Genomic DNA, 24,091 nt, shown 5'->3' with positions numbered 1-24,091 from the left:
TGACGGACCGTGGAGCGACGGTTACATTCCGGGCCAATACTTCAGTCCTAGGTCCTAGGAAGGATCGCCGTGACGCATCAGGAGACCTCCCGCCGTTCGGTCTTGGCCGGGCTCGGGCTCGCCGCCGCGGCGGCCGCCCCCATGGTGGCCGTGGCGCCGCCCGCCCAGGCGGCCACCCCCGAGAACGCCGCCGCCGTCAACAGCATCAACCTCTACCCTGCCGACGCCTACGGCGCGGTCGCCGACGGCGTGGCCGACGACTCCGCGGCGCTGCAGCGGGCGATCGACGCCGCCGCCGCGGCCGGTGGCGGCACGGTGGTGCTGCGGGCCGGCAAGCAGTACCTGCTCGGCAAGTCGCTCCAGCTCAAGACGGGCGTCGCGCTCGCCTCCGACCGCGCCCGCGCCACGCTGGTCCTCACCAGCGGCTACGCCGATCCGCACGTGCTCGCCGTCAAGGACGTCTCGGTGGTGACGCTGCGCAACCTCAAGCTGGACTGCGGCGAGCGGCGCCCGCTCCTGGCCGGCGTGCACGTCACCGCGAGCACCGACGTGATCCTCGACAACCTGCACGTCGAGGGCCTCACGGCCGGGGCCTACGACCGTCCCTCCGGCGTGGGTTCCACCGCGCTGGTGCGGATCGGGGACTCCCACCGGGTTCAGGTGGTGGGCTGCCGCCTGACCAAGGGCTACATCGGGCTCAACGTCGTCGGCAACTCCACGCACATCCTGATCGACGACTGCGACGTGCACGACCTGTCCCAGTTCGGCATGCACGTCCACGGCACGGTCGACTCCCACACCGAGCACCTCACCATCAGCCGCTGCCGCGTCGAGCGCATCGGCGGCGGGCCGCACCCCGAATTCTCCGGCACCCCGATCTACATCACCTCCGGCGGCACCATCCATCCGGGGGCGCAGAAGCACCGCTTCGTCAGGGCGACCGACAACACCCTCATCGGCAACTTCAAGGCCTTCTTTTTCGGCGGAAACGCCGACATGCTAGCCGTCTACGACATCCACGACGGCTTCTTCGACCGCAACGTGATCTTCGGCGGCGGCGACGCGGGCCTGTCCACCGACCGCTGCCGCAAGCTCGTGATCGCCAACAACATCGTCGGCCACTGCAACACGGTCGGGATCAACGTCTGGGAGGCCGTCGACTGCACCGTCGTCGGCAACGTGGTCTACAACAACTACCAGAACTTCGACGGGCACCTCAAAGCCGAGGACCGCGGCGGCATCAGGACCTACGCGAGGGACGGCAAGAAGTCGGAGAACATCGTCATCGTCGGCAACCGCAGCTTCGACGACCAGGCGACCAAGACCCAGGACTTCGGCATCTTCATCCACCCGCGCACGAGGGGCGTGGACATCGGGGCCAACACCCTCACCGGCAACAAGACGGGCCTGTTCAAGACCAAGTCGGCCGAGGACATCACCTTCTCCTTCGTCGTCACCCTCGACGCCCTGCCGACCACGGGCTGGTGGGACAAGAACATGGTCGTCCAGCTGCGCAACCCGGCCCCGGGCCAGCCGTCCCGGTGGATCTGCACGGTGGCGGGCACCCCGGGGACGTGGCGGCCCGAGGCGGCGCTGGACGTCCCGGCGGTGATCACCGCGGCTCCCGCCTACGCCGGACAGCTGGCCCTGGCGAACAACGCGCTGTACGTGGCCAAGGGCACGGCCTCGGCGGCCGACTGGCGCAAGGTCGGGGACCTCGCGTGACGGGTGCACCGGACGCGGCGCACCCGAGGACCCTCCTGCGCCGGCGATCCCTGCTGAGCGGCGGCGCGCTGACGGTGGCGGGCGCGGCGGCCACCGTCGCCGTCTCCGCGGCCGTCCCCGCCGCGGCGGCCTCCTCGGCGGCGCCCGCGGGAGTGTCCGCGGTGTACGCGCAGTACGTGCGGCGGGAAACCAGACTGCGCCTCTGGACCAGGCGCGAAGGGCACCGGTGGATCCGCTACGACCTGCAGCGGTTCACCGCGACGGGGATCAGTCTCGACGCCTGGCGCCTGCAGGAGGTGTTCGCGGTCGACCTGTCGGCCGACGTCCCGGGTCCCGGCGTCGTCGAGACGAACCCGGCGCGGCTCGCGACGCCCGCCAACTACGAGTACGCCCTCTCGCTGCAGGGGGAGAGCCATATCGGCGGCATGCACGGCTTCGAGCTCTCGCGGGGGTCGCTGGTGGTGCTGGACGGGCGTGCCATGCCCGTCGACGAGCTCCCCGAGTACGCCTCCGCGGCCGAGTTCGAGCTGGCCCAGGAGAACGACCTGCTCTCCCGCGGCGACAGAAGCGTGGTCGGCGACCTGCGGGTGCGCCACCTGGTCACATCCGGCGGGCTGCGGCTGCGCTGGAGCCTGACCTGGCGGCAGGCGCGGACGGTCGCGAACGCCTACGGCGCGATGCTTCCGGCCGACAAGAACGCCGCCGTCTCGACCAGGTGCAGGTTCATGGGCGAGGCGCGCGAGCACGACCTCACCGTTCCCGGACGGCCGCGCGCCGACGCCTACGGCGTGCAGATGTACAACAGGAGCAACGGCCTGGCGCTCTCGGTGGAGCTGACTCCCGACTTCCAGGCGGGATACGCCCACGCGAGCGGCTCGGGGATCTGGGTCAAGACCGACCAGCCGGGCTACAACAAGGCCTACCCCACCCGCGTCTACCCGGGACAGCTGGAGGACGTGGCGGAAGGCGCGACCTGGCGGCTCGACGCCACCTACCGCTTCGCCTGCCCCGCCTGATCAGCCTGCCCCGCTCCGCCGCCCGCCCCGCACGGGTGCCCTCGCGTACTCGTGCGGGACGGGCGGCAAGTCATCCGAAACGCCCGGGGATCAGCCCGGCTTGACCGAGACCCCGGTGCGGGCCGACTCGTAGACCGCCAGGACCAGGGCCAGCGCCGCCCTTCCGTCGGCCGAGGTGACCTCGGGGGCCCGGCCCTCGCGCACCGCCGCGACGAAGTCCTCCAGCTGCAGGCGGTGGGCCGCCGCCCCGAGTCTGGCCGGCGGCTCCGGCTCGGCGCGGTCGTCCTCGCCGACCCTGAAGGCGGTGATCACCTCGTTCTCCACGACCGCGTGCCCGGCGTCGCCGTGCACCGAGACGCGCACGCTGTTACCGCCGTGCGCGGCCGTCGTGGCGAACAGCCTGCCCAGCGCGCCGCCCGCGAAGCGGACCACGGCCGCCGCGGTGTCCTCCACCTCGATGCCCTCGTGCGCCAGCAGTCCCGCGTACGCCGACACCTCCTGGGCCGGGCCGAGCAGCGCCAACATCAGGTCGACGACGTGCACGCCCTGGTTCATCAGCGCGCCTCCGCCGTCCAGCGCCCACGTGCCGCGCCAGCCGCCCGAGTCGTAGTAGGACTGCGGTCGCCACAACGTCACCTCCGCCGTTCCGGACGTGAGGCGGCCGAGCTCGCCCGCCGCCACCGCGGCCCCCACCTGGCGGAACGACGGCTCGAAACGGCGCTGGCTGATCACCGTGACGGTCCTGCCCGACTCGCGCTCGGCCGCGATGATCCGGTCGGCCGCCTCCAGCGTGATGTCGATCGGCTTCTCGATGACCACGTGCTTGCCCGCCCGCAGCGCGGGGACGGCGGCGTCGGCGTGCAGGCCGCTGGGCAGGCAGACGACCACGGCCTCGATGTCGTCCCTGGCGTACAGCTCGGCCGGGTCGCCGTGCGCGTCCACGCCGTGTTCGGCGGCGAGGCGCGTGGCCCGTTCCCGGTCGGTGTCCGCGACGGCGGCCAGCTCCGCCGTACCCTCCATGGAGGCGATGAGCCTCGCGTGCAGGGCTCCGATGACCCCGCACCCCACGATCCCGAATCGCACGGTTCTCCCTTCAAAGATCTGACCTAGGACTCTAGTTTTCCGCCTTCCATAGGTCAATAAGTCCGGATTCATGGCCAAGAGAGGTCCTATGTCATAAGCTCGCGGGCACATCGAGCGATCGGAGCAGCGGATGCGACTGGGCCTCATCGGCATCGACAACACCCACGCCGACCACGCCGTCCGGCACCTGAACAAGGAGCACGCGCTGGGACCCGCCCGGGTCGTGGCCGTCCAGGGCGGCACGGGCGAGCAGGCGGAACGGCTCGGCGTCACCACGCACGTGCGGCACCCCGAGGAGCTGATCGGCCTGGTGGACGCGGCGATCGTCATGGACAGGGACGGCTCCCTGCACCGCCGGCACGCCGAGCCGCTGCTCAAGGCGGGCATCCCGGTGTTCGTCGACAAGCCGCTGGCCACCACGGTCGCCGACGCCGAGGCGGTCATCGCGGCGGCCGCGGCGGGCGGCGTGCCCGTCACCTCCTACAGCGCGCTGCGCTGGCACCCCGCCGTGTCGGCGCCCGCCGAGCTCGGCGAGGTGCGGGCGGTCGTCGCCACCGGACCCGTGCAACGCGACAGCCCGTTCGGCGGCATCGGCTTCTACGGCGTGCACGCGGTGGAGGTGGCCCTGCACCTGCTGCCCGTCCCCACCGCGGCGCCGTCCGTCCAGGTCCTGCCGGGAGTGGTCCTGGTGACCGTCGCCGCGGGGGACGCCCACGCCGTCGTCACCCTGGTCGAGCGCGACGCTCACACGGCTGTGCCCTTCCATCTGCAGGTGGCCGGCACCAAGGCGGTGGCGGCCGAGCGGCTCGCGCTGGGCCCGGACTACACGCTGCCGTCGCTGCGGCGCTTCGCCGACATGGTGCGCACCGGCGAGTGGCCGCTGTCGGCCGAGGAACTGCTCGCCCCCGTGCGCGTGCTGGAGGCGGTCAGCGCCGCGGTCAGGAACGCGTCGATCTCGGCCTGAGCGGCGGCCGCGCCCTCGGCCGCCGTCCGGTAGAAGAAGCCGTGCTCGGCGCCGGGGAGCGTCACGACCTTCGCCGAGGGCAGGAGCGCGGCCAGCGCGTGGACGTGCGCGTGCGGGAAGTAGCGCTCCCTGCCCACGACGACGAACAGGAACGGCGGCGCGCCCGCGTGCGCGAGCGTGCCGGGGTCGGCCGCGCGCCCGCCCTCCGCGGCCAGATCTTCGACCGCGGGGGCGATCTCGGGATGCATGCCCTCCCACGGGAACGGCGTGCCGGGGCCGTTGAGGCTCACGCACGCCAGCGGCGCCTCGCCGTCCGGGTGGCCGCCCCGAGGGCCGTCCTGGTGCCCGTCCTGATGGTCGGCACCATGGCCGGACAGGGCGAACAGCGTGGCCAGGTGCGCGCCGGCCGAGCTGCCGACCAGCGCGACGGGCCGATCGCCGAGCCGTCGCCGCAGTGTGCGGTAGCCGTCGGCGACGTCGGCCGTCATCTCCGCCAGCCGCCCGCCGACGCGGTAGCCGAGCGAGGCGCTCGTCACGCCGCGACCGGCCGCGGCGCGCATCTGCTCGTGCCACTGCGCGCGGTCGCCCGCCCGCCAGCCGCCGCCGTGGACGAAGCAGAGGGCGTACGGCGCGCGCACGTGGTTGGGCTCCAGCAGGTCGAGCCGGCGCCGCTCGTCGGGCTGGGAGCGGCGCGCCGCCGGTTGGTGGCCGTCCGCGGGCGGCGCGGTGTCGTAGGGCAGGGTCACGATCTTCACGGCAGCCCCCAGGATGTGATGAAATGAGCCAGCAGGTAGATCCTAGGTCCTAGGTTGGTGAGATGCGTTCGACAGACGTCTCGGTCCGCGAGGCGGCCGCCGCCTTCCACGACGTCCGGCTCGACCACCCGTTGCGCCTGTCCGGCGCGACGGTCGACAGGTTCACCCTCGCCGTGGTGCGGGTGACGGTCGAGGACCGCGCGGGTCGCGTGGCCTGGGGCGAGGGGGCGAGCGTGCTGTCCGTGCCGTGGTCGTGGCCGGTGTCGGGGCTGTCGTGGACCGTACGCGACCTCGTCTTACGCCGGTTGACCGAGCGGCTGGCCGCCGCCGCGACCGAGGTGGGGTCCGGCGACCCGTTCGCGATCCACCGGGAGCTGTCCGAGGCCGCCGCGTGCGCGCGGCGCGACGGGGCGGAAGCGGCCGGCGGCCCCGAGCCGGTGCCCGAGCTGGCCGCCGCCCTCGCTCTCGGGGCCGTGGACAACGCCGTCCACGACGGATGGGCGCGGGCCGCGGGAGCCCCGGCCACCTCGCTCTACGAGGGCCTCGACCTCGGCCCGGCCCGCGGCCGGCTGCCGGTCCAGCACGTCGTCGGGCTCGACGACCCCCTCGAACCAGACCCCCTCGAACCAGACCCCCTCGAACCAGACCCCCTCGAACACCCCCGCGAGCCGGACCCCCGCGAATCCGGCCTCCTCGAACCAGGTTCTCGCGAACCGGACGCGGTCGAATCGGGCCCGCCCGGCCGGGATGACGTCGCGCCCCCGCGCCGGGCGGCTGTCCGTCCGCTGCGGGAGTGGCTGCGCGCCGAGGGCATCGCCCACGTCAAGATCAAACTCTCGGGACGGGACCCCGCCGCCGACGCCCGCCGCGTCATCGAGGTGCACCGCGTGCTGCGGGAGAGCGCCGGCGACCGGCACACCGTCTCCCTCGACCCCAACGAGGGCTACCAGGAGCCCGCCGCCGTCCTCGAACTCCTCGACGCCCTCGACGGGAGCCCGGCGTGGGACGCCCTCACCTACCTGGAACAGCCCGTCCCGCGGGACGCGCCGCCCGACCCCGGCGGCATGCGGGCGATCGGCGCCCGGCTGCCCGTCCTCGCCGACGAGAGCCTGGCCACCGAGACGGACCTCGCGCGCCTCGCCGCGGCCGGCTGGAGCGGCCCGGTCATCAAGGCCGCCCGCGGGCAGAGCCTGGCCATGCGCAGCCTCGCCCACGCCCGCGCGCACGGCATGCGCGTCGCGCTCCAGGACCTCACCGCCGTCGGCCTGGCGCTGGTCCACTCCGCCAGGCTCGCCGCCGCCCTGCCGCTGGACTGGCAGGCCTTCGAGTACAACAGCCGCCAGTACGCGCCCCGCGCCAACGGCGACCTGCCCGCCGAGCTCGTCCGGGTCCGGCAGGGGCACGTCGTCCCGGGACCTGCGCGGCCCGGCATCCACTGACCCAGGAGTGACCATGCAGGTGGGATGGATCGGTACCGGAACGATGGGCGAGCCGATGGCCGGCCGCCTCCTCGCGGCCGGGCACGCGCTGATCGTGCACAACAGGACGGCGGGCCGTACGGCTCGGCTGGTCGAGCTGGGCGCCCGCGCGGCGCCCACGGTCGCGGCCGCCGGCGGGGAGGTGGTGATCACGATGCTGCCGGCGCCCCGCGAGGTGATGGACGACGTCCTGGCGAACGCCGTCCCCGGGACGGTCGTCGTCGACTGCTCCACATCGGCGCCCGACCTGGCCAGGCACTGGGCCGAGGAGGGGGAGCGGCGCGGCGTGACCGTTCTCGACGCGCCCGTCAGCGGCGGCCCCGCGGGAGCGAAGGCGGGCACGCTGTCGATCATGGTGGGCGGCGACGCGTCGGCCTTCGCCCGGGTCAGGCCGCTGCTGGAGACCCTGGGCACGACGGTCGTCCACCACGGCCCGCCCGGCTCCGGCCAGCTGGCCAAGCTGGTCAACCAGACCGTCGTGGCGGGCGCGACGCTGGCGGCGTGCGAGGCCTACGCGCTGGCCGTCCACGGCGGCCTCGACATCGCCAAGGTGCTCGCGTCGGTCGGGCTGGGCGTGGCGGGCTCGCCGCTGCTGGACTTCCTGTGGTCGCGGCTGGCCGCCGCCGATCTGGAGCCCGGCTTCAAGCTCGACCACCTGCTGAAGGATCTGCGCCTGGTGCACGAGGCGGCCGGCGAGCTGCCGATGCCGGCGACGGAGCGGGCCGGCGAGCTGGCCGAGCGGATCCGCGCCGTGTACGGCGGCGAGCGCGGCACCCAGGTCCTGGTCAAGGTGGCCGAGCGGTGATCGTCGACTCCCACGTGCACGTCGGCAGGTGGAAGTACCCGCCCCTGGAGGAGTACCTGCCGGCCATGGCGCAGGCGGGGGTGGCCGCCGCCGTGCTCGTCCAGTTCGTCGGCAACACCGACAACGCCTACCTCACCCGCTGCGTCGCGGCCGATCCCGCCAGGTTCGCTGCGGTGGCGATGGTCGACACCGACACCCACGGGGCGCCCGCGCACGTCGCCAGGCTGGCCGCCACCGGCCACGTCAGGGGCGTCCGGCTGTGGGCCTCGACCAGGTCGCCCGGCCCCGATCCGCTGGCGCTCTGGCGCGCGATCGCGGCGGTGGGGCTGGTGGCCAGCGTCAGGGGCCCGCTGGCCGACATCGCCCACCCCGGCTTCGCCGGCCTGCTGGCCGAGCTGCCGGGCCTGCGCGTACGGCTGGAGCACGTCGGCTTCACCACCTACCCCGACGCCGACCGCCGCGCCTTCGACCGCTTCCTGGCCCTGGCCGAGCGCCCGCTCACCTACACGATGTGGGCCGGCTTCCACGCCAACAGCGGCACGCCGTACCCGCACGCGGACGCCGACGCCTACCTGCGCGAAACGGTCGCCGCCTACGGCGCGCGCCGCATCACCTGGAGCGGCGACTGGAACCGCCCCGACCCCGGCCCCGGCGACTACGCCGCCGCCGTCAGGCACGTCCTCGAGCGGCCCTACCTCGCCGAGGACGACCACCGGCTCATCCTCGGCGGCACCGCCCGCGAGCTGTTCGGGCTGGCGCCGTGACCCGGAGCGCGGGCCTTCGGGTGGGGATCGTCGGCCCCGGCGGCATCGCCGAACGGCACGCCGCCGCGCTGGCGCGGGCGGGCGCGGTCCTGGCCGGCGTCGCGGGGCCGGACAGGGAACGGGCCAGGGCGTTCGCCGTCGCGCACGCCACCCCCGGCTACGGCCCGCCCGCCGTCCACCCGACCGCCGACGACCTCTACGCCCAGCCTGGCCTGGACGCCGTCGTCATCGCCTCCCCGCACGCCTGCCACGCCGCCCAGGCCGAGGCCGCGCTGCGCGCCGGGCTGCACACCCTGTGCGAGATCCCCGTCGCGCTCGGCCTGCGCGAGGCCGAGTCGCTGGCCAGGACGTCCGCCGAGACGGGCAGGTACCTGGCGGTCGCGCACACGCTGCGCCACTGCGCGCCGTACCTCGCCGTGCGGGAGCGGATCGAGGAGGGGCTGCGCGTGACGCACGTCGTGGCCCGCACGCTGATGCTGCGCCAGCGCGACACCGGCATGAACGGGCGCCCCCGCGACTGGACCGACGACGTCCTGTGGCACCACGGAGCCCACACCGTCGACGCGGCGCTGTGGTTCCTGGGCGCCGGCGAGGTCTCGGTGCGGGCGGCGCGCGGCGAGCCGTGGCAGGGCAGCGGCAGGCCGATGGACGCCGCGGCCGTGCTGCGCGCCCCGGACGGGGCGCTGGCCACGATCGCCCTGTCGTACCACGCGCGGCTGCCCGACAGGGACATCGTGGTGATCGCCGAGGACCGGACCCTGCGCCTGAGCGGCGGCCGCCTGTACGGCACCGCAGGCGTGCTGGTCGACTGCGGCGACGCCGACCGGATGGAACGCGAGGGCCTGTACCGGCAGGACCGCGACTTTCTCACGGCCGTCACCGAGGGCCGCCGCCCGCGGTGCGTGGTCGCCGACGTGCTGCCCGCGATGCGGGTACTCGACAGATGGAGGAGTCAGTGAACGAGATCGCCCGTATGGTCACCGACGAGGCGGCCACCGCGATGGCCGGAGCGAGGATCGCGCTGCTGCCGATCGGCTCCACCGAGCAGCACGGCCACCACCTGACCTACGACACCGACTACGCGATCGCCGTGGCGTTCGCCCGGCGGCTGGCCGAAGACCTCGGGCAGACGGCGGTGCTGTGCCCCGGCCTGCCGTACGGGCTGTCGGAGCACCATCTGGGCTTCCCCGGAACGCTCACCCTGCGCCCGGAGACGCTGCTCGGCTTCCTGCGCGATGTGGCCGAGTCGATCGCCCAGTCCGGGCCGCGCAGGATCGTGGTGGTCAACGGGCACGGCGGCAACGTCGACGCCGTCCGGCTGGCCGCGCGGGGCCTGCGCCGCGACCACGGCATCGTCATGGCGCACCTCATGTGGGCCGGCCTGGCCGCCGACGTGATCGCCCGCGAGGTCGGCAGCGAGCGGTACGGCCACGCGTGCGAGGCCGAGACCTCGGTCGGCATGGTGCTGGCGCCGGAGGTGGTGCGGCACGACAGGATCGGCGAGCCGGGCCGCCCGCTGCCCGTCCCTCCGCACGCCGCGCCGCCCGCGCCCCGCGTCGACCTGGCGTTGCAGTACCACTTGCTGTCGGGCTCGGGCGCGCTCGGCGACGCCAGGCACGCCTCGGCGGAGCTGGGGAAGGCGATCGTCGCCGTCGCCTACAGCCGGGCCCTGGAGTTCGCCAAGGCGTTCGCCGACGAGGAGGTGTGAGGGTGCGCGTCCTCGTCGCGGGCGGTTCCGGCGCGGTCGGCGCGCTGGTCGTGCCCGAGCTGGCCGCCCGCCACGACGTGACCGTCATGGATCTGCGGCCGCCCGCCGCGGGCGTGCCGTACGTGCGGGGCAGCGTCACCGACCACGACGACGTACGGCGCGCGGCCGAGGGCCACGACGCGCTCGTCTACCTGGCCATGGGCAGGAAGGAGGGCTGGCGCGAAGGTGACGCGTGGGTCGACAGCCACTTCGCGGTCAACGTCACGGGCCTGTACGTCACGCTGCGGGCCTGCGCGCAGGCGGGGGCGCGGGTGGCCGTCCACGCCAGCAGCATGTCGGTGTTCGAGGGGTACGCCACGCGCGACTACGTCAGACGGCCCGAGCCCGACGCCGTCGACGCCTACGGCCTCACCAAGCGCCTGGGCGAGCAGATCTGCGAGGCCGCGGCCCGCGAGCACGATCTGACCGTCACGGCGCTGCGCCTGGTCCACCCCATGCCGGACGAGGAGTGGCAGGCCTACGCCGGAGATCATCCCGACCTGGTGACGGCGGCCGGCGACGCGGCCGCGGCGTTCGTCGCCGCGCTGGAACGGCGCGGTCCTGGTTTCGCCGCCTACACGATCACCGGCGACTACAGGAGGAGCCGGCTGGACTGGACCCCGGCGCTGCACGACCTGGGCTGGTGGCCGCGCGCCCGCCGCCGGTGACCCGCGCGCGCCCGCCGCGGCGGGGGCGCCAGGGCACGCGCGTGCCGGTCCCGCACGGGAGTGACGGGACCGGCATCAGGATTGCACCCGCTAGCTCGAACGCTGGCCGCGTCGCAACGGGAGCGAGGACTTGGCCAGCCGGTGCGAGAGTGCCCCGCCGCCCGCCGTCCGCCTGGTCCATGCCGACGACTGGCGCGTCGCCTTCGAGGGCTGCTGGACGTCCGGTGTCTCGGACTCGCCACGCAGGGCGTGCTGCTCGCGGGTCTGCCGCGACTTGGAACTCACACCACCACCTCCCCGATATGCGAGTTATGTCCGTTTCTGGGAGGGCGAAACGCGGCTGATGGCCAGCGCCGCCGCCCTGATCGCGCCGGCAGGCCAGAGCCGGGCGCCGCGCCAGGCCGCCCGCCCCGAGGCGGGGGCGACGATGATCGCCTGGTTGCGGGCGACGCCGCGCATGATGTCGGCCGCCAGCGATTCCACGGGATACAGCCGCCCCTGCGCCCTGACCGCGGCGCTGCGCGCCTGGGCGCCCGTCTCCGTGTACGGCAGGCCCGGATTGGCGTTGTCCAGCAGCGGCGTGTCGGTGAACCCTGGGCAGACCACGCTCACCCTGACCCCGTGCGCCGCCGCCTCGGCGCGCAGCGCGGTCGAGAGCCCGACGACGGCGTGCTTGGTGGCCGTGTAGGGGAGCATGAGAGGCGCGGGCACCAGCCCGGCCAGCGAGGCGGTGTTGACGATGTGGCCGAACCCCTGCTCGATCATGATCGGATAGGCGGCGTGCACGCCGTGCACGACCCCGCGCAGGTTGACGTCGATCGTCTTGTTCCAGTGGTCGAGGGTGAGCTCCTCGGCGTGCCCGCCGACCGCGATCCCCGCGTTGTTGAAGACGAAGTCGAGCCTGCCGTGGCGGCGTCTGACCTCCTGGACCGCGGCGCTGACGGCGGCGGCGGAGGTGACGTCGACCTCGGCGTGGTCCACGGCGGGAAGGTCGGGCGCGGCCAGGTCGGCGACGGTGACGGCCACGCCCCGCGCCGTGAGCGCCTGGGCGAGCGCCCTGCCGATGCCGGAGGCGCCGCCGGTGACGAACGCCGTCTTCACCGGCGCGGCTCCGCCCAGATCCCCATGACCTGCCAGATCCGCCTGGTCACCGGGTTGACCAGGCCCAGCTCGGCGCAGAGCGCGCGGGTCTTGCCCACCGAGTCGCGGATCTCCGCCTTGAACTCCTGGTTGCCCGTGTAGACCTCCTCCACCACCTGGGGCGGGATCTTGAAGGCGCGGATCATCGGCCCGGGAGGGGAGAGCATGATCCTGGCCATGAAGCCGAGGATCACGGGGGACAGCACGCCGAGCGCGAAGCGGCGGTGGCGGGGCATCCGGGGCACGCGGCGGCGCAGGTAGTGGCGCGCGAAGGAGATGTGCCTGGCCTCCTCGGCGATGTGGATGCGCATGATGGTCTCTTCGAGCGGGTGGTGCTGGTAGCCGTCCTTGAGCACCTTGCGCTGCACGTGGTCGATCGGATCCTCGCCGCCGAGCACGAAGACGAAGAACAGCTCGGTGGAGATCAGCGGGATCCACGGCGCCACCTGGGCCAGCAGCGACAGCGGCCCCGGCATGCCGCGGATCGGGAGCTTCGTACGGTTGACGAACTCCTGGAACATCATCCCGTGATGTCCCTCTTCGATGGTCTCGTGGTAGACGTAGCGGAACTCGGGCGAGCCGTTGGGCAGCCGGTAGGCGTAGTTGAGCAGCCCCCGCTTGAGCAGGTTCTCGAACTGCAGGCCGATCTTCATGGCCGTCGCCACCCGCCACAGCCCGATGCGCGCCCTGGTCTCCGGCGAGCGGCTCCGGTACCAGGGATGCCGGCCGAGCTTGTCGACCGGCGGCAGTTCCCACCGGGGGTCGGCGGGGTCGATGAGGAAGTCGGGGTCGTCCCATGGGATGTCGACGTAGGGCTCCCAGTGCTTGTCGACCGATGCCTTCGACAGGCGCTCGATGACTGCCTCGTAAGCGCGCTTCTCCGCGACCGACTCGTCGCGTTCCCTGGCGGCGGTTGAGCTCGGTGCAGCTGTCATGGCCGTAATTGTACGGAGAATCCAATAACTACGAAAGGTCCTCCGCCGCGATGCAGAGCTCGGCGGCCGCGGCCGTGCGCACCAGTTCGGCGATCCTGCGCCGCGACAGCACCTTGCGGTGGACGGTCACCTGGACGGCCAGACCGTCCACGAGCGACAGGATGCGCCAGGTGGCCGCCTCCGGGTCGGCGCAGACAAACGCCCCCGAGGCCACGCCCTCCTCCACGATCGTCCGGAAGGACTCCTTCCAGCGCAGGTCCAGGCGGCGCGAGGTCTCCTCCAGGTCGTCGCTGCGCATCGACTCCGCCCAGGCGTCGATCCACACGCGCCACATCTTGGCCGAGCCCGTGGGGGAGTAGATCTTGAGCAGCGTGCGCAGCCGCTCCACCGCGGTGCCGCCGGAGCGCTCCAGCCGCGCGAGCGCGTCGAGGTCCCGCCTGGCCGCGTAGGCGAAGGCCTGCGCGAAGAGTTTGTCCTTGGTCTCGAAGTGGTAGAAGAGCAACGCCTGGCTGACGCCCGCCGCCCGCGCGATGTCGAGCGTCCTGGTGTGCCCGAAGCCCTGTGCCGCGATGACCTCGCAGGCGCTCTTGAGTAAGTCTTCTCGCCGCAATCGGCTGAAACCACGTGTCACAGGGGGAAACTGTATTACCCGTGGTAACCGTTGCGTAGAGGAAGATGTAGGACAAAGCGGGCGCCTACGAGGGAGTCGGCGATCTTGAGCGTACCGCCGTGCGCTCTGGCGATCTCCCTGGCGATCGGCAGGCCCAGGCCCGTGCCCCCGGCGTCGCGGTTGCGGGAGGCGTCGAGCCTGGTGAAGCGGCGGAAGACGATCTCGCGCTGGTCGGGTGCGATGCCCGCGCCGTCGTCCAGCACCTCGAGCATCGCGTCGCGGCCCGCGGCCACCGACACCTGGATGCTGGTCTCGGCGTGGCGCTCGGCGTTGTCGAGCAGGTTGGTGAGCAGCCTGGCCAGCCGCAGCCGGTCGCCGGTCACCACCACGCCCCGCTCCAGATGGCGGATGATCGTCTTGCCCCTCGATTGCCGGGCCAGTTCCTCGGCCACCAGCACGCCCAGATCGACGGGCTCCCTCGCGCCCGGCGCGCCCGAGTCGAGCTTGGTCAGCGTGAGCAGGTCGGCCACGATCGCCTGCAGCCGGTCGATGCTGGACAGCAGGGCCTTGCTGGTCTGGGTCCAGTCGGTGTCGTCCGGATGCAGCATGGCCTCCTCGACCTGCGTCCGCATGGCGGTGATGGGGCTGCGCAGGTCGTGGGAGGCGTCGGAGGCGAACCTGCGCTGCTGCTCCACCGCCGCCTCCAGTCGGTCGAGCGTCTGGTTGACGGTCTCGGCCAGGTCGGAGATCTCGTCCTCGTGGCGCGAGGGCGGGACCCTGCGGCCCAGGTCCGTGGCGGTGATCTCGGCCAGTTCGTTCTTGATGGTCTTGACCGGGGCCAGGGCCCTGCGCACGGTGACCCACGCGCCGGCCGTGGCCAGCCCGGTCAGGACCACCACGGCCAGCCCGACCCCCAGCAGGTACAGGGGGTGGATGTACCAGGGGACCACCGGGGCGTAGGAGTTGACCATCCAGTAGCCGTCGCCCACCTTGGCCCGGTAGGTCACGGCGATCAGGCAGCGCTCGCGCGGCACCAGGCGCGTGCAGATGGTCGTGTCCACCCTGCCGTCGTCGCCGGTGGCGTTCACGTCGACCAGCAGCGGCTTGCCCGTCAGGCGGGCGCTGGCCTGGCGGACGATGCCGTGGTCGTCGGCCACCTGGATGAGGTCGATCTCCTCGGTGGGGGTCAGCGGCTTGAGGCGGTCGGGCGCGAAGGACTCCACGTTGAAGGCGACCCTGCGGCTGGCCGCGGCGGCCTGCTCGGTCCGGTAGTCGTGCAGGACCACATGGGTCAGCATGGTGACCAGGACGGCGGTGACCAGACAGCCGGCCAGGGCGGTGATCCCGGCCAGGAGGGTCAGCCGGCGCCGTACCGACCAGGTGGTCAGCATGCTCAGCCCGCCTTCGCGGGCAGCCGGAGTACGAAGCGCGCGCCGGTGTCGGAGTCGGCAAGTCCCAGCGAGCCGCCGTGGGTCTGGGCGATCTCGCGCGCGATGGCCAGGCCGAGCCCGGTGCCTCCGGCGTCGCGGTTGCGGGAGGCGTCGAGTCTGGTGAAGCGGCGGAAGACGAACTCCCGCTGGTCCGGCGGGATGCCGGCGCCGTCGTCGAGGACCTCCAGCACCGCGTCGGAGCCCTCGTTGTAGACCGAGACGGTGAGCGCGGTCTCGGCGTGGCGTTCGGCGTTGTCCAGCAGGTTGGTGAGCAGGCGGGCGAGTCTGAGCCGGTCGCCGTCCACGACCACGTCGGGACGCAGGTCGAGCTTGACCTCCTTGCCGTGGGCCCGGCCGCGCAGCTCGTCGGTCACCAGCTGCGCCAGGTCCACCGTCTCGACCGTCTGGGGCTCACCGGCGTCCAGCCGGGCGAGGGTGAGCAGGTCGGTCACGATGGCCTGCAGCCGGTCGAGGCTGGCCAGCAGCGCGCGGGCGATCTCCTCCCAGTCGGCGTCGCCGGGGTGCAGCAGTGCCTCCTCCACCTGCGCGCGCATGGCGGTGATGGGGCTGCGCAGGTCGTGGGAGGCGTCGGAGGCGAACCTGCGCTGCTGCTCCACCGCCGCCTCCAGCCGGTCGAGCGTCCTGTTGGCGGTCCTGGCCAGAGCGTGCAGCTCGTCGGGGTTGGGTGGGACCGGCACCCGCTGGCCGAGGTCGGTGGCGGTGATCTCGTCCAGCTTCTGCCTGATCGCCTCGACGGGCGCGAGGGTCCGCTCGACCGTGCGGGAGGTGCCGAACCAGGTCAGCACGGTGAGCGCCGCCGAGATGCCGATCAGGAACGCCAGCACCCACGGATGCACGTACCAGGGCACGGTGTCGCCGAAGGCGTACACCAGCCAGTCGCCCTCGATCTCGTAGACCCTGAAGACGGTGACGACCTGGCACGGCGGATCGAACACCGTCAGCCCGCACACCACCTCCGTACGGCTGGCGCTGTCCTCGTCCGGCATGAGGGTGAGCAGCCGGTCCTTGCCCATCAGGTTGGCCGTGGAGGCCACCACCTCGCCGTCGAGGTTGATCACTTGGATGCCCTCGACGTCGGTGACGATCACGGAGGTCAGGTCGCCGCGCTTGACCAGGTGGACCACGCGCAGGGCCGCGCTGGTGACCTCCTGGGTCCGGTAGTCCACCGCGGCCTTGTGCAGGCCGACGAGGACGAGGCTGTTGACCAGGACGCAGAGCGCGGCCACGCCGACCGTCGCGATCAGCGTCAGCCGTGAACGGACCGAACCTGCGTACCGTGCGATCACACCTCTCCCCCTGGTAATCAGATGATCACACTAGGTGCCCTCGGCTCTAATTAACGGAGATTCATTAACAAATCAGGACAAATCTCTGCACTAGGCGGGTGGAGGCGGGCTGATTAGAGTAAGTGAGCACTGATACCGAGGAGGGCCCGTGAACCTTGAGGAGTATCGGAGCGCCGCCAGGAGCTGGCTGGCCGAGAACGCCGGCCGCACCGGCGACGCCAGGGAGTTCATGGCCAGGCTGCACGACGCCGGCTACTCGGGCATCACCTGGCCGCGGCGGTGGGGCGGCCAGGGACTCACCCAGGCGGAGGAGCGCGCCTTCACCGCCGAGGCCCGCGCCTACACGCTGCCCACCTACATCTTCTCCATCGGCCTCGGCATGTGCGGGCCGACGATCCTCGACCGGGGCAGCGACGCCCAGCGCGAGCGCTTCATCAGGCCCCTGCTGCGCGGCGAGGAGGTCTGGTGCCAGCTGTTCTCCGAGCCGGGCGCCGGCAGCGACGTGGCCAGCCTGCAGACGCGGGCCGTACGCGACGGTGACGGCTGGGTCGTCAACGGGCAGAAGGTCTGGACCTCGGTCGCCCAGGAGGCCGACTGGGGCCTGCTGCTGGCCAGGACGGACGTCGAGGTGCCCAAGCACAAGGGGCTGACGATGTTCGCCGTCGACATGCACCACCCCGGCGTCACCGTCAGGCCGCTCAAGGACATGACCGGGCGGGCGCACTTCAACGAGGTCTTCTTCGACGACGTGACCATCCCCGACGCCCACCGGATCGGCGAGGTCGACGACGGCTGGAGCGTGGCGGTGACGACGCTGCTGCACGAGCGGCTGTCGATCTCCGCGGGAGTCGGCATGGGCGGCGGCGTCGATTGGCTGGCCGAGCTGCGCCAGGTCGTCGACACCGGCGACCCTTACGTCCGCGACCAGCTCGTCGAGCTGCACATCCGCACCCGTGCGCTGTCGCTGTTCAACCAGCGGCTGGCCCAGGAGACCCGGGCGGGGATCTTCCCCGGCGCGCGGGGCAGCGCGGCCAAGCTGCTGCTGGCCGAGCTCACGCTGTTCCAGGCCGACCTCGCCACGTCGCTGGTCGGACCCGAGGCCGTGGTCGACGAGCGCCTGTCGCACGCCCTGTGCCTGGCGCCCGCCATGGCCCTGGGCGGCGGCACGAACGAGATCATGCGCAACATCGTCGGCGAACGCGTGCTCGGCCTGCCACCCGAGCCGCGCGTGGACAAGACCGTGCCGTTCAAGGACCTGAAGGTGGGGACGCAGGGGTGAAGCTCGTACTCGGCAAGGAACAGCAGGAGCTGCGCGCGACGGTCGGCTCCTTCCTGTGGACCGTCTCACCGCGCGAGGGACACTCGCCCGCCGTCTACGCCCGGCTCAACGGGGAGCTCGGCCTGTCCGGCCTGATCATCCCCGAGGAGTACGGCGGAGCCGGCGCCGGCATGACCGAACTCGCCGTCGTGCTGGAGGAGACGGGCGCGGCGCTGCTGCCCGGCCCCTTCCTCGCCACCACGCTGGCCACCCTCACCCTGACCCGCCTGCCCGACAAGGAACTGCTCACCGCCATCGCGGAGGGACGTCTCACGGCCACGGTCGCGCCGCTGGCGGCGGGCGGCGAGCCGGTGGCCGCCCTCCGCGACGGCCGGGCGCTGGTGGACGGCCGGCTGCCGCAGGTGCTCGACGCCGCCGAGGCCGACGTGCTGCTGGTGCCGGTCACCCGCCACGACGGCGTCACGCTGGCCGCGATCGAACTCGACGGCCAGGGCGTCACCCGCCTGCCGCTGACCCCCCTCGACCAGACCAGGAGCATGGCCGAGGTCGTGCTCGCGGGCGCGCCAGCCAGGGTGCTCGGCGCGCCCGACGACGGGGCCGCGCTGGAGCAGGCACGGAGCCTGTTCTCGGTCGCCCTCGCCGCCGAGCAGCTGGGCGTCATGCGGGCCTGCCTCGACGCCATCGTGGCCTACGCCAAGATCCGCGTCGCCTTCGGCCGGTACATCGGCTCCTACCAGGGCGTCAAGCACAAGCTCGCCGACATGCACGCCAAGCTCGAGCAGGCCGAGTCGATCGTCCGCTACGCGGCGTGGGCGGCCGACGCGGCGCCCGGCGAGCTGCCGGAGGCCGCCGCCCTCGCCCAGGCCTACGTCGGCAGGGCCTGCTTCGAGGTGGCCCGCGACCACCTGCTCCTGCACGGCGGCATCGGCTTCACCTGGGAGCACGACGCCCACCTGTACTACAAGCGGGCCAAGACCGACGAGGTCCTGCTCGGCCCGCCCCGCACGCACCGCGAGCGGCTGGCCCACCTGCTGGAGCTGTGATGAACGGGTTCTACGAGACGGCCGCCGCCGACCCGGGACGCCTGGCGGTGGCCGAGCCGCGCACCACCTACGGAGAGCTGCTCGCCCGCGTCAACCAGGTCTCCCACGGCCTGCGCGCCCGCGGCCTGGTCACCGGCGACGTCGTGGCGGGCGTGCTGCGCAACGGCGTCGACCCGGTCGTCATGATCATGGCCACCGGCCAGATCGGCCTCTACTACGTGCCGGTCAACTGGCATCTCGCCCAGGCCGAGATCGACTACATCCTCGGCGACTGCGACGCCAAGGTGGTCGTCACCGGGCCCGAGGACGTGGCCGCGCTGGCCGAGGGCATGCCGTCCGGCGCCCCCGGCGACCGCACCGCGGGCGCGGTCATGTGGTACACCTCGGGCACCACGGGCTTCCCGAAGGGCGTGCAGCGCCCGCTGCCGGGGGCCGCGCCGGAGGCCGTCCTGCCGCTGTACGCGTGGTTCCTCGGCGAGGTGGTCGACCTGCGGGCCGGCGACGGCGTGCACCTGGTCACCTCGCCCATGTACCACTCCGCGCCGTGCGCGCACACGCAGTTCGCGCTGCACCTCGGCCACACGCTGGTCATCGCGCCGCGCTTCGACCCCGAGCCGATCCTGGAGCTGATCGACAGGTACCGGGTCACCAACGCGATGATGGTGCCCACGATGTTCCACCGGATGCTCCTGCTGCCCGAGGAGGTCAGGAAGAGGTACGACGTGTCCTCGCTCCGGCAGGTGATCCACACCGCCGCGGCCTGCCCCGTGGCCGTCAAGAAGGCGATCATGGACTGGTGGGGGCCGGTGCTCTACGAGTACTACGGCTCGACCGAGTCGACCATCGCCTTCTCGGTCAAGCCGCACGAATGGCTGGCCCGGCCGGGCACGGTCGGCAGGCCCGCGCCCACCTTCGAGGCGAAGATCCTCGACGAGCGCGGCGAGGAGCTGCCCCCGGGCGAGCCCGGCATGATCCACGTCAAGTCCGGCCTCGGCACCTTCGAGTACCGCAAGGACCCGGCCAAGACCGCCGCCAGCATGCGCGGCGAGTGGTACGCCCCGGGTGACATCGGCTACCTCGACGAGGACGGCTACCTGTTCCTGTGCGACCGGCGCACCGACCTGATCATCTCGGGCGGGGTCAACATCTACCCCGCCGAGATCGAGGCCGCGCTGCTCGAACACCCCTCGGTCGCCGACGCCGCCGTCATCGGCGTGCCCGACGAGGAGTGGGGCCACAACGTCGTGGCGTTGGTGCAGCCGCACGCGCCGGTCACGGAGGAGGAGCTGCGCGCCCACCTGGAGCCGCGGATCGCCAGGTTCAAGCACCCCAAGGTCATCGAGTTCCGGACGGAGCTGCCGCGGACGCCGACGGGGAAGCTGTCGCGCTCGAAGGTGCGGGAGGAGTACCTGGCACCCCCCGGATGATCTCCCGCTCCACGTGCTCGACGGCGGCGAACGCGCCGAAGGCCAGCAGCCGCACCAGGTCGGCGTCGGGCGCCGGCCACGCCGCCACGTCCGCCTCGGTGATCCGGTACGGCGCCAGCGCCCCCAGCAACGCCAGCCTGACCGCCGGCCGCTCGTCGGCAGGCAGCTCCGCCAGCGGGCCGTCCAGCCACGCGGTGCCGAGCGGCGGATGCGTGGCGTCGTGCTCCTCGACGGCCGCCCTGACGACCGCCCTCGCGTGCTCGCCGAGGACCCGGCCCTCCGCGGCCTGCCGGAGGGCCGCGTACGCCGTGCCGACGGGGGAGCCGTCCGCCCACGCGGGCTCCGGGCCCGCCGGCCGGCGGCCGAGCGCCAGCAGCGGCAGGCTCTCGCCCGCCACGAGCCGCCGGCGCACGACGCGGGCCATCGCCGTGCCGGCCGCCCGCCGTACCACCGGCGAGGAGGCTGTGCCGGCGGGGAACAGGTTCTCGCCCACCAGCGCCGACACCATCCTGTTGATGAAGTGGAAGGCCAGTGCCGTGCCCACGTGGTCGGCCGGCAGCGCGGCCGGGCGCTCGCGCCGCGCCCACGCCAGCAGTGTCGCGTGGTGCGGGTCGGCGGGCCGCTCGCCGCGCGCGATCGCCTCGCCCAGCGCGTGGTCGCCCGTGGCGTGCAGGAGCACGGTGTGCGCGTCGACGCAGAACGGGCACCGGTTGGCCAGCGAGACGCCGAGCGCGATGACCTCCTTGTCGGTCCTGGACGAGGGGCCGGCCAGCAGCGACTCGCGCAGCAGCGCCCAGGTGGCGGCCAGCACCTCGGGCGCGGGGGAGAGGCTCATGAACATCTCGCCGACGAACCCGAAGTCCGTCTTGAGCTGGGCGTAGATCGGGCCGACGGGACCGGTGCGGACGTTCTTGCCCACGGGAGTGACGTATCGGGTCATGCCGCCACACTGACGGGGGCACGGCCCGGCTGTCGTCACGCGCACGAAGTACTCCCTGCGTACGACGTCCGGCCCGGCGGCAGCCTCTATTGTGCCGGTATGAGGCTCGATCGGGACGCGCTGCTCGCCGTGGTGGTGGCTGCGGCGCAGGTGGGCGGTGAGCTGCTGCTCTCGCCGGGCTTGGCCCCGCTGGACTACGCGCTGCTGCTGGGCGGCACGCTCGTGCTCGCGCTCCGGCGCCGCCACCCCGTCGCGGTGCTGGCCGTCACCGTCGCCTGCATGCTGGCCTACAGCGCCCGCGCCCACCCCGGCGCGGCGGCCGTCTTCCCCGTCCTCATCGCCGTCTACACCACGGTCAGACAGGGCGGCCGGCACCCGGCCGCCCTGGCCGGCATCGTGGTCTTCCTGACCGGCATGTTCGCCTTCGGGCAGGACTCGACGACGGCGCTGCCGCCCAGAGCGGCCATCGAGGGCAGGGTGCTGCTGGTGGGCTGGCTCGTGGCGGCCGCGGTGATCGGCGAGGCCAAGCGCGCCTGGAGCCACTACCTGGAGCAGGTCGAGCAGCGTGCGACGGAGGCCGAGCGGACCCGCGAGGAGACCGCCCTGCGCCGCGCGGGAGAGGAACGGCTGCGCATCGCCCGCGAGCTGCACGACTCCCTCACCCACAGCATCTCGATCATCAAGGTGCAGGCCGGCGTGGCCGCGCACCTGGCCCGCAAGCGGGGCGAGGAGGTGCCCGCCGCGCTGACCGCCATCCAGGAGGCCAGCGCCGACGCGATGCGCGAGCTGCGCGCCACGCTGGAAGTGCTGCGCGCGCCCGACGGCAGCGGCCTCGAGCAGGTGCCCGACCTGGTCGAACGGGCCCGCGCGGCGGGGCTGCCCGCCAACGTCGAGGTCAGCGGATCGCCGCGGCCGGTGCCCGCCGAGGTCGGCAGGGCCGCCTACCGCATCGTCCAGGAGGCGCTGACCAACATCACCAGGCACGCGGGGCCCGCCTCCGCCTCCGTGCGCATCGGATACCTGCCTGACGAGGTGGTCGTGCAGATCGACGACGACGGCACCGCCGTACCGGAACACGGACACCAGCCGGGTGTCGGCCTGACGGGCATGCGCGAGCGCGTCACCGCGCTCGGCGGCCGGCTGCGCACCGGACCGCGACCCGAGGGCGGCTTCACCGTCAGGGCCGAGCTCCCGGCGGCGCAGTCATGATCAACGTGCTGCTCGCCGACGACCAGGCGCTGATCAGGGCCGGGTTCCGGGCGCTGCTGGACGCCGAGGACGACCTGCGGGTGGTCGGCGAGGCGGCCGACGGCCGCCAGGCCGTCGAGCTGGCCGTACGGCACCAGCCGCACGTCGCGCTCCTCGACATCCAGATGCCCGTCATGGACGGCATCGAGGCCACCAGGCGCATCGCCTCCGACGAGCGCCTGGCCGGCGTGCACGTGGTGATGCTGACGAACTACGGCGTCGACGAGTACGTGCTCGACGCGCTGCGCGCGGGCGCGGCCGGCTTCCTGCTCAAGGACACCGACCCGGCCGACCTGCTGTCCGGCATCAGGGTGGCGGCCAGGGGAGACGCGCTGCTGTCGCCCGCGATCACGCGCCGGCTGATGGACGAGTTCGTCCAGCGCGCCCCCGTGCGGCAGGTGACCGACCTCGGCTCGCTGACCAGGCGCGAGCGGGAGGTGCTGGCGCTGGTCGGGCGCGGCCTGTCCAACGACGAGATCGCCGCCCACATGGTGATCAGCCCGTTCACCGCCAAGACCCACGTCAGCAGGGCCATGGTGAAGCTGGGCGCGCGCGACCGCGCCCAGCTGGTGGTCATCGCCTACGAGTCGGGCCTGATCTCGAAGCGCAGCTCCTCGGTGAACCTGGTGCCGCCCTCCGGGGCGTCGCCGAGGTAGAAGCGGGCGGTCAGCGTCCTGTCCCGGGTGTCGAGCACGCTCGTCCACGTGGTGCGCCACGGCTTGTCCGCTCCGGCGGCGACCTCGCCCAGCGCGCCCGACAGGCGCTCGGCCGACAGCGGCACGTCCCTGCTCCGCTCGTGCAGCCTGCGCAACCGGCCGAAGGTGTCCATCGTGGTCTCGTCGTCGTCGGGCAGCGCCATGGGGTCGGGGTGGCGGTGCAGCGGGTGGTTGGTCACGCACATCGGCGCGTCGCCCGCGTCGATGATGCGCTCGCCCTCCCACACGAACGCCTTCCCCGCGGCGTCGGCGATCAGGTAGTGCAGGGGCAGGCCGTGGTCGTAGTGCTTGGCCATCAGCAGCGCCCGCTTGGCCTGCTCGACGTTCTCGCAGGTGTCCAGCACGAACCTGGGCAGCTGCACCGAGCTGAGCCCCACCCGCGGGTCGGCCGACTCGGGCGGCGCGGCATGGGCGACGTCCGCGATGAGCAGCACGACCGCGAGACCCGCCGCGTTGACGCCGTCCATGCAGCCGTCGAGCTCGTTCATCGTGATGACGGTGGAGGCCAGGCCCTCGTCGGGGATCGTGGTGATCACGTAAGGGCGGGAGGCCATGGGCAGCTCGCCCGGTTTCGCGGCCCCGCCCATGATCTCGCTGGTGGTGAGGGTGAAGAAATCGTAGTTGCGGGCGATCCTGCCGTGCCCGTCGGCCGCGGCCGAGGGCGGGCACCACAGCGCCGAGCAGCCCGAGCCCATGGGCAGCGCGTTCAGCCCGTCCATGATGAGGTCGTCACGGTCGGGGTCGAGGTCGAAGGCCGCCGCCACGCCGTCCAGCCGTTCGTGGTGCTGCGGCCAGAAGTGCTCGAACCAGGTCATGCGCGCCCTGTTCACCGTCTGGTCGGCGGGACCCGGCGCCCAGCCCGAGCGGGTGCGCGCCTCCTGCGCCAGCGCCTTACCGATCTCGAACTGGCTGCCGCGCACGGTCAGGTGCCGCACGAGCTGGAAGTCGTCCTCGCCGCCGGCGATTCGCTTGACAATGGTCATGCCACCGAGCCTCGGCCCGGGCGCTGAC

23 protein-coding genes and 1 pseudogene are annotated in these 24,091 nt (G+C 72.9%); 14 read left to right on the top strand and 10 right to left on the bottom strand.

Going from position 1 to position 24,091, the window contains the following annotated elements; genetic code table 11:
- Nucleotides 1–69: 69 nt before the first annotated feature.
- Together ABZX22_RS01090 and ABZX22_RS01085 are read left to right on the top strand one after the other, a co-directional pair.
- Entirely contained in the window at nt 70–1,725 is a 1,656-nt protein-coding gene (locus tag ABZX22_RS01090) for a right-handed parallel beta-helix repeat-containing protein (RefSeq protein WP_354904667.1), read from the top strand.
- Nucleotides 1,722–2,741, top strand: a complete 1,020-nt coding sequence (locus tag ABZX22_RS01085) for a hypothetical protein (RefSeq protein WP_354904665.1) — start codon at nt 1,722–1,724, stop codon at nt 2,739–2,741. Before ABZX22_RS01090 ends, ABZX22_RS01085 begins: the two co-directional genes overlap by 4 nt.
- Before the next feature lie 90 nt (nt 2,742–2,831).
- Here the strand turns inward: ABZX22_RS01085 and ABZX22_RS01080 are convergent, their stop codons facing one another.
- Complete coding sequence (locus tag ABZX22_RS01080) at nt 2,832–3,824, bottom strand: Gfo/Idh/MocA family oxidoreductase (RefSeq protein ID WP_354904663.1); 993 nt, start codon at nt 3,822–3,824, stop codon at nt 2,832–2,834.
- A 130-nt stretch (nt 3,825–3,954) separates the two neighbouring features.
- Between ABZX22_RS01080 and ABZX22_RS01075 the strand changes: the two are divergent.
- A pseudogene (locus tag ABZX22_RS01075) lies at nt 3,955–4,290 on the top strand (Gfo/Idh/MocA family oxidoreductase); the annotation flags it as partial.
- Nucleotides 4,291–4,646: 356 nt separating this feature from the next.
- On the opposite strand, the gene ABZX22_RS01070 reads toward ABZX22_RS01075, so the two are convergent.
- Complete coding sequence (locus ABZX22_RS01070; RefSeq protein WP_354904661.1) at nt 4,647–5,543, bottom strand: alpha/beta hydrolase; 897 nt, start codon at nt 5,541–5,543, stop codon at nt 4,647–4,649.
- Between the two features lie 62 nt (nt 5,544–5,605).
- Here ABZX22_RS01070 and ABZX22_RS01065 point away from each other — a divergent pair, with 62 nt between their 5' ends.
- Genes ABZX22_RS01065 through ABZX22_RS01040 form a run of 6 tightly spaced genes read left to right on the top strand, consistent with a single transcriptional unit; the run spans nt 5,606 to nt 11,005 of the window.
- Nucleotides 5,606–6,982 (top strand): enolase C-terminal domain-like protein, encoded by a 1,377-nt coding sequence (locus ABZX22_RS01065; protein ID WP_354904658.1) that lies wholly within the window; start codon nt 5,606–5,608, stop codon nt 6,980–6,982.
- A 13-nt stretch (nt 6,983–6,995) separates the two neighbouring features.
- Entirely contained in the window at nt 6,996–7,826 is an 831-nt protein-coding gene (locus ABZX22_RS01060; RefSeq protein WP_354904655.1) for an NAD(P)-dependent oxidoreductase, read from the top strand.
- Nucleotides 7,823–8,590 carry an amidohydrolase family protein gene (locus tag ABZX22_RS01055; RefSeq protein ID WP_354904653.1) on the top strand — a complete coding sequence of 256 codons (768 nt, stop codon included), beginning with the start codon at nt 7,823–7,825 and terminating at the stop codon, nt 8,588–8,590. The genes ABZX22_RS01060 and ABZX22_RS01055 overlap by 4 nt, the downstream gene beginning before the upstream one ends.
- The gene (locus tag ABZX22_RS01050; protein WP_354904651.1) at nt 8,587–9,549 is read left to right on the top strand and encodes a Gfo/Idh/MocA family oxidoreductase; all 963 of its coding nucleotides are present in this window, start codon (nt 8,587–8,589) and stop codon (nt 9,547–9,549) included. Before ABZX22_RS01055 ends, ABZX22_RS01050 begins: the two co-directional genes overlap by 4 nt.
- Complete coding sequence (locus tag ABZX22_RS01045) at nt 9,546–10,298, top strand: creatininase family protein (protein ID WP_354904649.1); 753 nt, start codon at nt 9,546–9,548, stop codon at nt 10,296–10,298. Before ABZX22_RS01050 ends, ABZX22_RS01045 begins: the two co-directional genes overlap by 4 nt.
- Complete coding sequence (locus tag ABZX22_RS01040) at nt 10,295–11,005, top strand: NAD(P)-dependent oxidoreductase (RefSeq protein ID WP_354904646.1); 711 nt, start codon at nt 10,295–10,297, stop codon at nt 11,003–11,005. Before ABZX22_RS01045 ends, ABZX22_RS01040 begins: the two co-directional genes overlap by 4 nt.
- Nucleotides 11,006–11,095: 90 nt before the next feature.
- On the opposite strand, the gene ABZX22_RS01035 is transcribed toward ABZX22_RS01040, so the two are convergent.
- The 6 genes from ABZX22_RS01035 to ABZX22_RS01010 are packed head-to-tail and all read right to left on the bottom strand — an operon-like array spanning nt 11,096 to nt 16,427.
- Nucleotides 11,096–11,290: a hypothetical protein gene (locus tag ABZX22_RS01035; RefSeq protein WP_354904644.1), complete on the bottom strand. Its 195-nt coding sequence runs from the start codon at nt 11,288–11,290 to the stop codon at nt 11,096–11,098.
- A 24-nt stretch (nt 11,291–11,314) separates the two neighbouring features.
- Nucleotides 11,315–12,106: an SDR family oxidoreductase gene (locus tag ABZX22_RS01030; RefSeq protein WP_354904642.1), complete on the bottom strand. Its 792-nt coding sequence runs from the start codon at nt 12,104–12,106 to the stop codon at nt 11,315–11,317.
- Nucleotides 12,103–13,080, bottom strand: a complete 978-nt coding sequence (locus tag ABZX22_RS01025; protein ID WP_354904640.1) for a diiron oxygenase — start codon at nt 13,078–13,080, stop codon at nt 12,103–12,105. The genes ABZX22_RS01030 and ABZX22_RS01025 overlap by 4 nt, the downstream gene beginning before the upstream one ends.
- Nucleotides 13,081–13,108: 28 nt before the next feature.
- Nucleotides 13,109–13,711 carry a TetR/AcrR family transcriptional regulator gene (locus ABZX22_RS01020; protein ID WP_354904637.1) on the bottom strand — a complete coding sequence of 201 codons (603 nt, stop codon included), beginning with the start codon at nt 13,709–13,711 and terminating at the stop codon, nt 13,109–13,111.
- Between the two features lie 14 nt (nt 13,712–13,725).
- Nucleotides 13,726–15,081, bottom strand: coding sequence for a HAMP domain-containing sensor histidine kinase (locus ABZX22_RS01015; protein ID WP_354904635.1), 1,356 nt, complete (start codon nt 15,079–15,081; stop codon nt 13,726–13,728).
- A gap of 2 nt (nt 15,082–15,083) precedes the next feature.
- Nucleotides 15,084–16,427, bottom strand: coding sequence for a HAMP domain-containing sensor histidine kinase (locus ABZX22_RS01010; RefSeq protein ID WP_354904633.1), 1,344 nt, complete (start codon nt 16,425–16,427; stop codon nt 15,084–15,086).
- 148 nt (nt 16,428–16,575) lie between these two features.
- On the opposite strand from ABZX22_RS01010, the gene ABZX22_RS01005 reads away from it, so the two are divergent.
- The 3 genes from ABZX22_RS01005 to ABZX22_RS00995 are packed head-to-tail and all read left to right on the top strand — an operon-like array spanning nt 16,576 to nt 20,176.
- Nucleotides 16,576–17,706, top strand: coding sequence for an acyl-CoA dehydrogenase family protein (locus ABZX22_RS01005; RefSeq protein ID WP_354904632.1), 1,131 nt, complete (start codon nt 16,576–16,578; stop codon nt 17,704–17,706).
- The gene (locus ABZX22_RS01000; RefSeq protein WP_354904629.1) at nt 17,703–18,749 is read left to right on the top strand and encodes an acyl-CoA dehydrogenase family protein; all 1,047 of its coding nucleotides are present in this window, start codon (nt 17,703–17,705) and stop codon (nt 18,747–18,749) included. The genes ABZX22_RS01005 and ABZX22_RS01000 overlap by 4 nt, the downstream gene beginning before the upstream one ends.
- Nucleotides 18,749–20,176: an AMP-binding protein gene (locus ABZX22_RS00995; RefSeq protein WP_354904626.1), complete on the top strand. Its 1,428-nt coding sequence runs from the start codon at nt 18,749–18,751 to the stop codon at nt 20,174–20,176. The genes ABZX22_RS01000 and ABZX22_RS00995 overlap by 1 nt, the downstream gene beginning before the upstream one ends.
- On the opposite strand, the gene ABZX22_RS00990 is transcribed toward ABZX22_RS00995, so the two are convergent.
- Nucleotides 20,085–21,116, bottom strand: coding sequence for a carboxymuconolactone decarboxylase family protein (locus ABZX22_RS00990; RefSeq protein WP_354904623.1), 1,032 nt, complete (start codon nt 21,114–21,116; stop codon nt 20,085–20,087). The genes ABZX22_RS00995 and ABZX22_RS00990 overlap by 92 nt on opposite strands.
- A gap of 99 nt (nt 21,117–21,215) precedes the next feature.
- Between ABZX22_RS00990 and ABZX22_RS00985 the strand changes: the two genes are divergently transcribed.
- Nucleotides 21,216–22,325 carry a sensor histidine kinase gene (locus ABZX22_RS00985; protein ID WP_354904620.1) on the top strand — a complete coding sequence of 370 codons (1,110 nt, stop codon included), beginning with the start codon at nt 21,216–21,218 and terminating at the stop codon, nt 22,323–22,325.
- Nucleotides 22,322–23,020, top strand: a complete 699-nt coding sequence (locus ABZX22_RS00980) for a response regulator transcription factor (protein ID WP_354904618.1) — start codon at nt 22,322–22,324, stop codon at nt 23,018–23,020. Before ABZX22_RS00985 ends, ABZX22_RS00980 begins: the two co-directional genes overlap by 4 nt.
- Here ABZX22_RS00980 and ABZX22_RS00975 read toward each other — a convergent pair.
- Nucleotides 22,945–24,063 (bottom strand): C45 family peptidase, encoded by a 1,119-nt coding sequence (locus ABZX22_RS00975; protein WP_354904615.1) that lies wholly within the window; start codon nt 24,061–24,063, stop codon nt 22,945–22,947. The genes ABZX22_RS00980 and ABZX22_RS00975 overlap by 76 nt on opposite strands.
- Nucleotides 24,064–24,091 lie beyond the last annotated feature (28 nt).

It is taken from the genome of Nonomuraea sp. NPDC003804, assembly GCF_040610675.1.
Taxonomy (GTDB): Bacteria; Actinomycetota; Actinomycetes; order Streptosporangiales; family Streptosporangiaceae; genus Nonomuraea.
The sequence above is the reverse complement of the archived record's forward strand: the minus strand, read 5'-3'. Positions and strand labels throughout refer to the sequence as shown.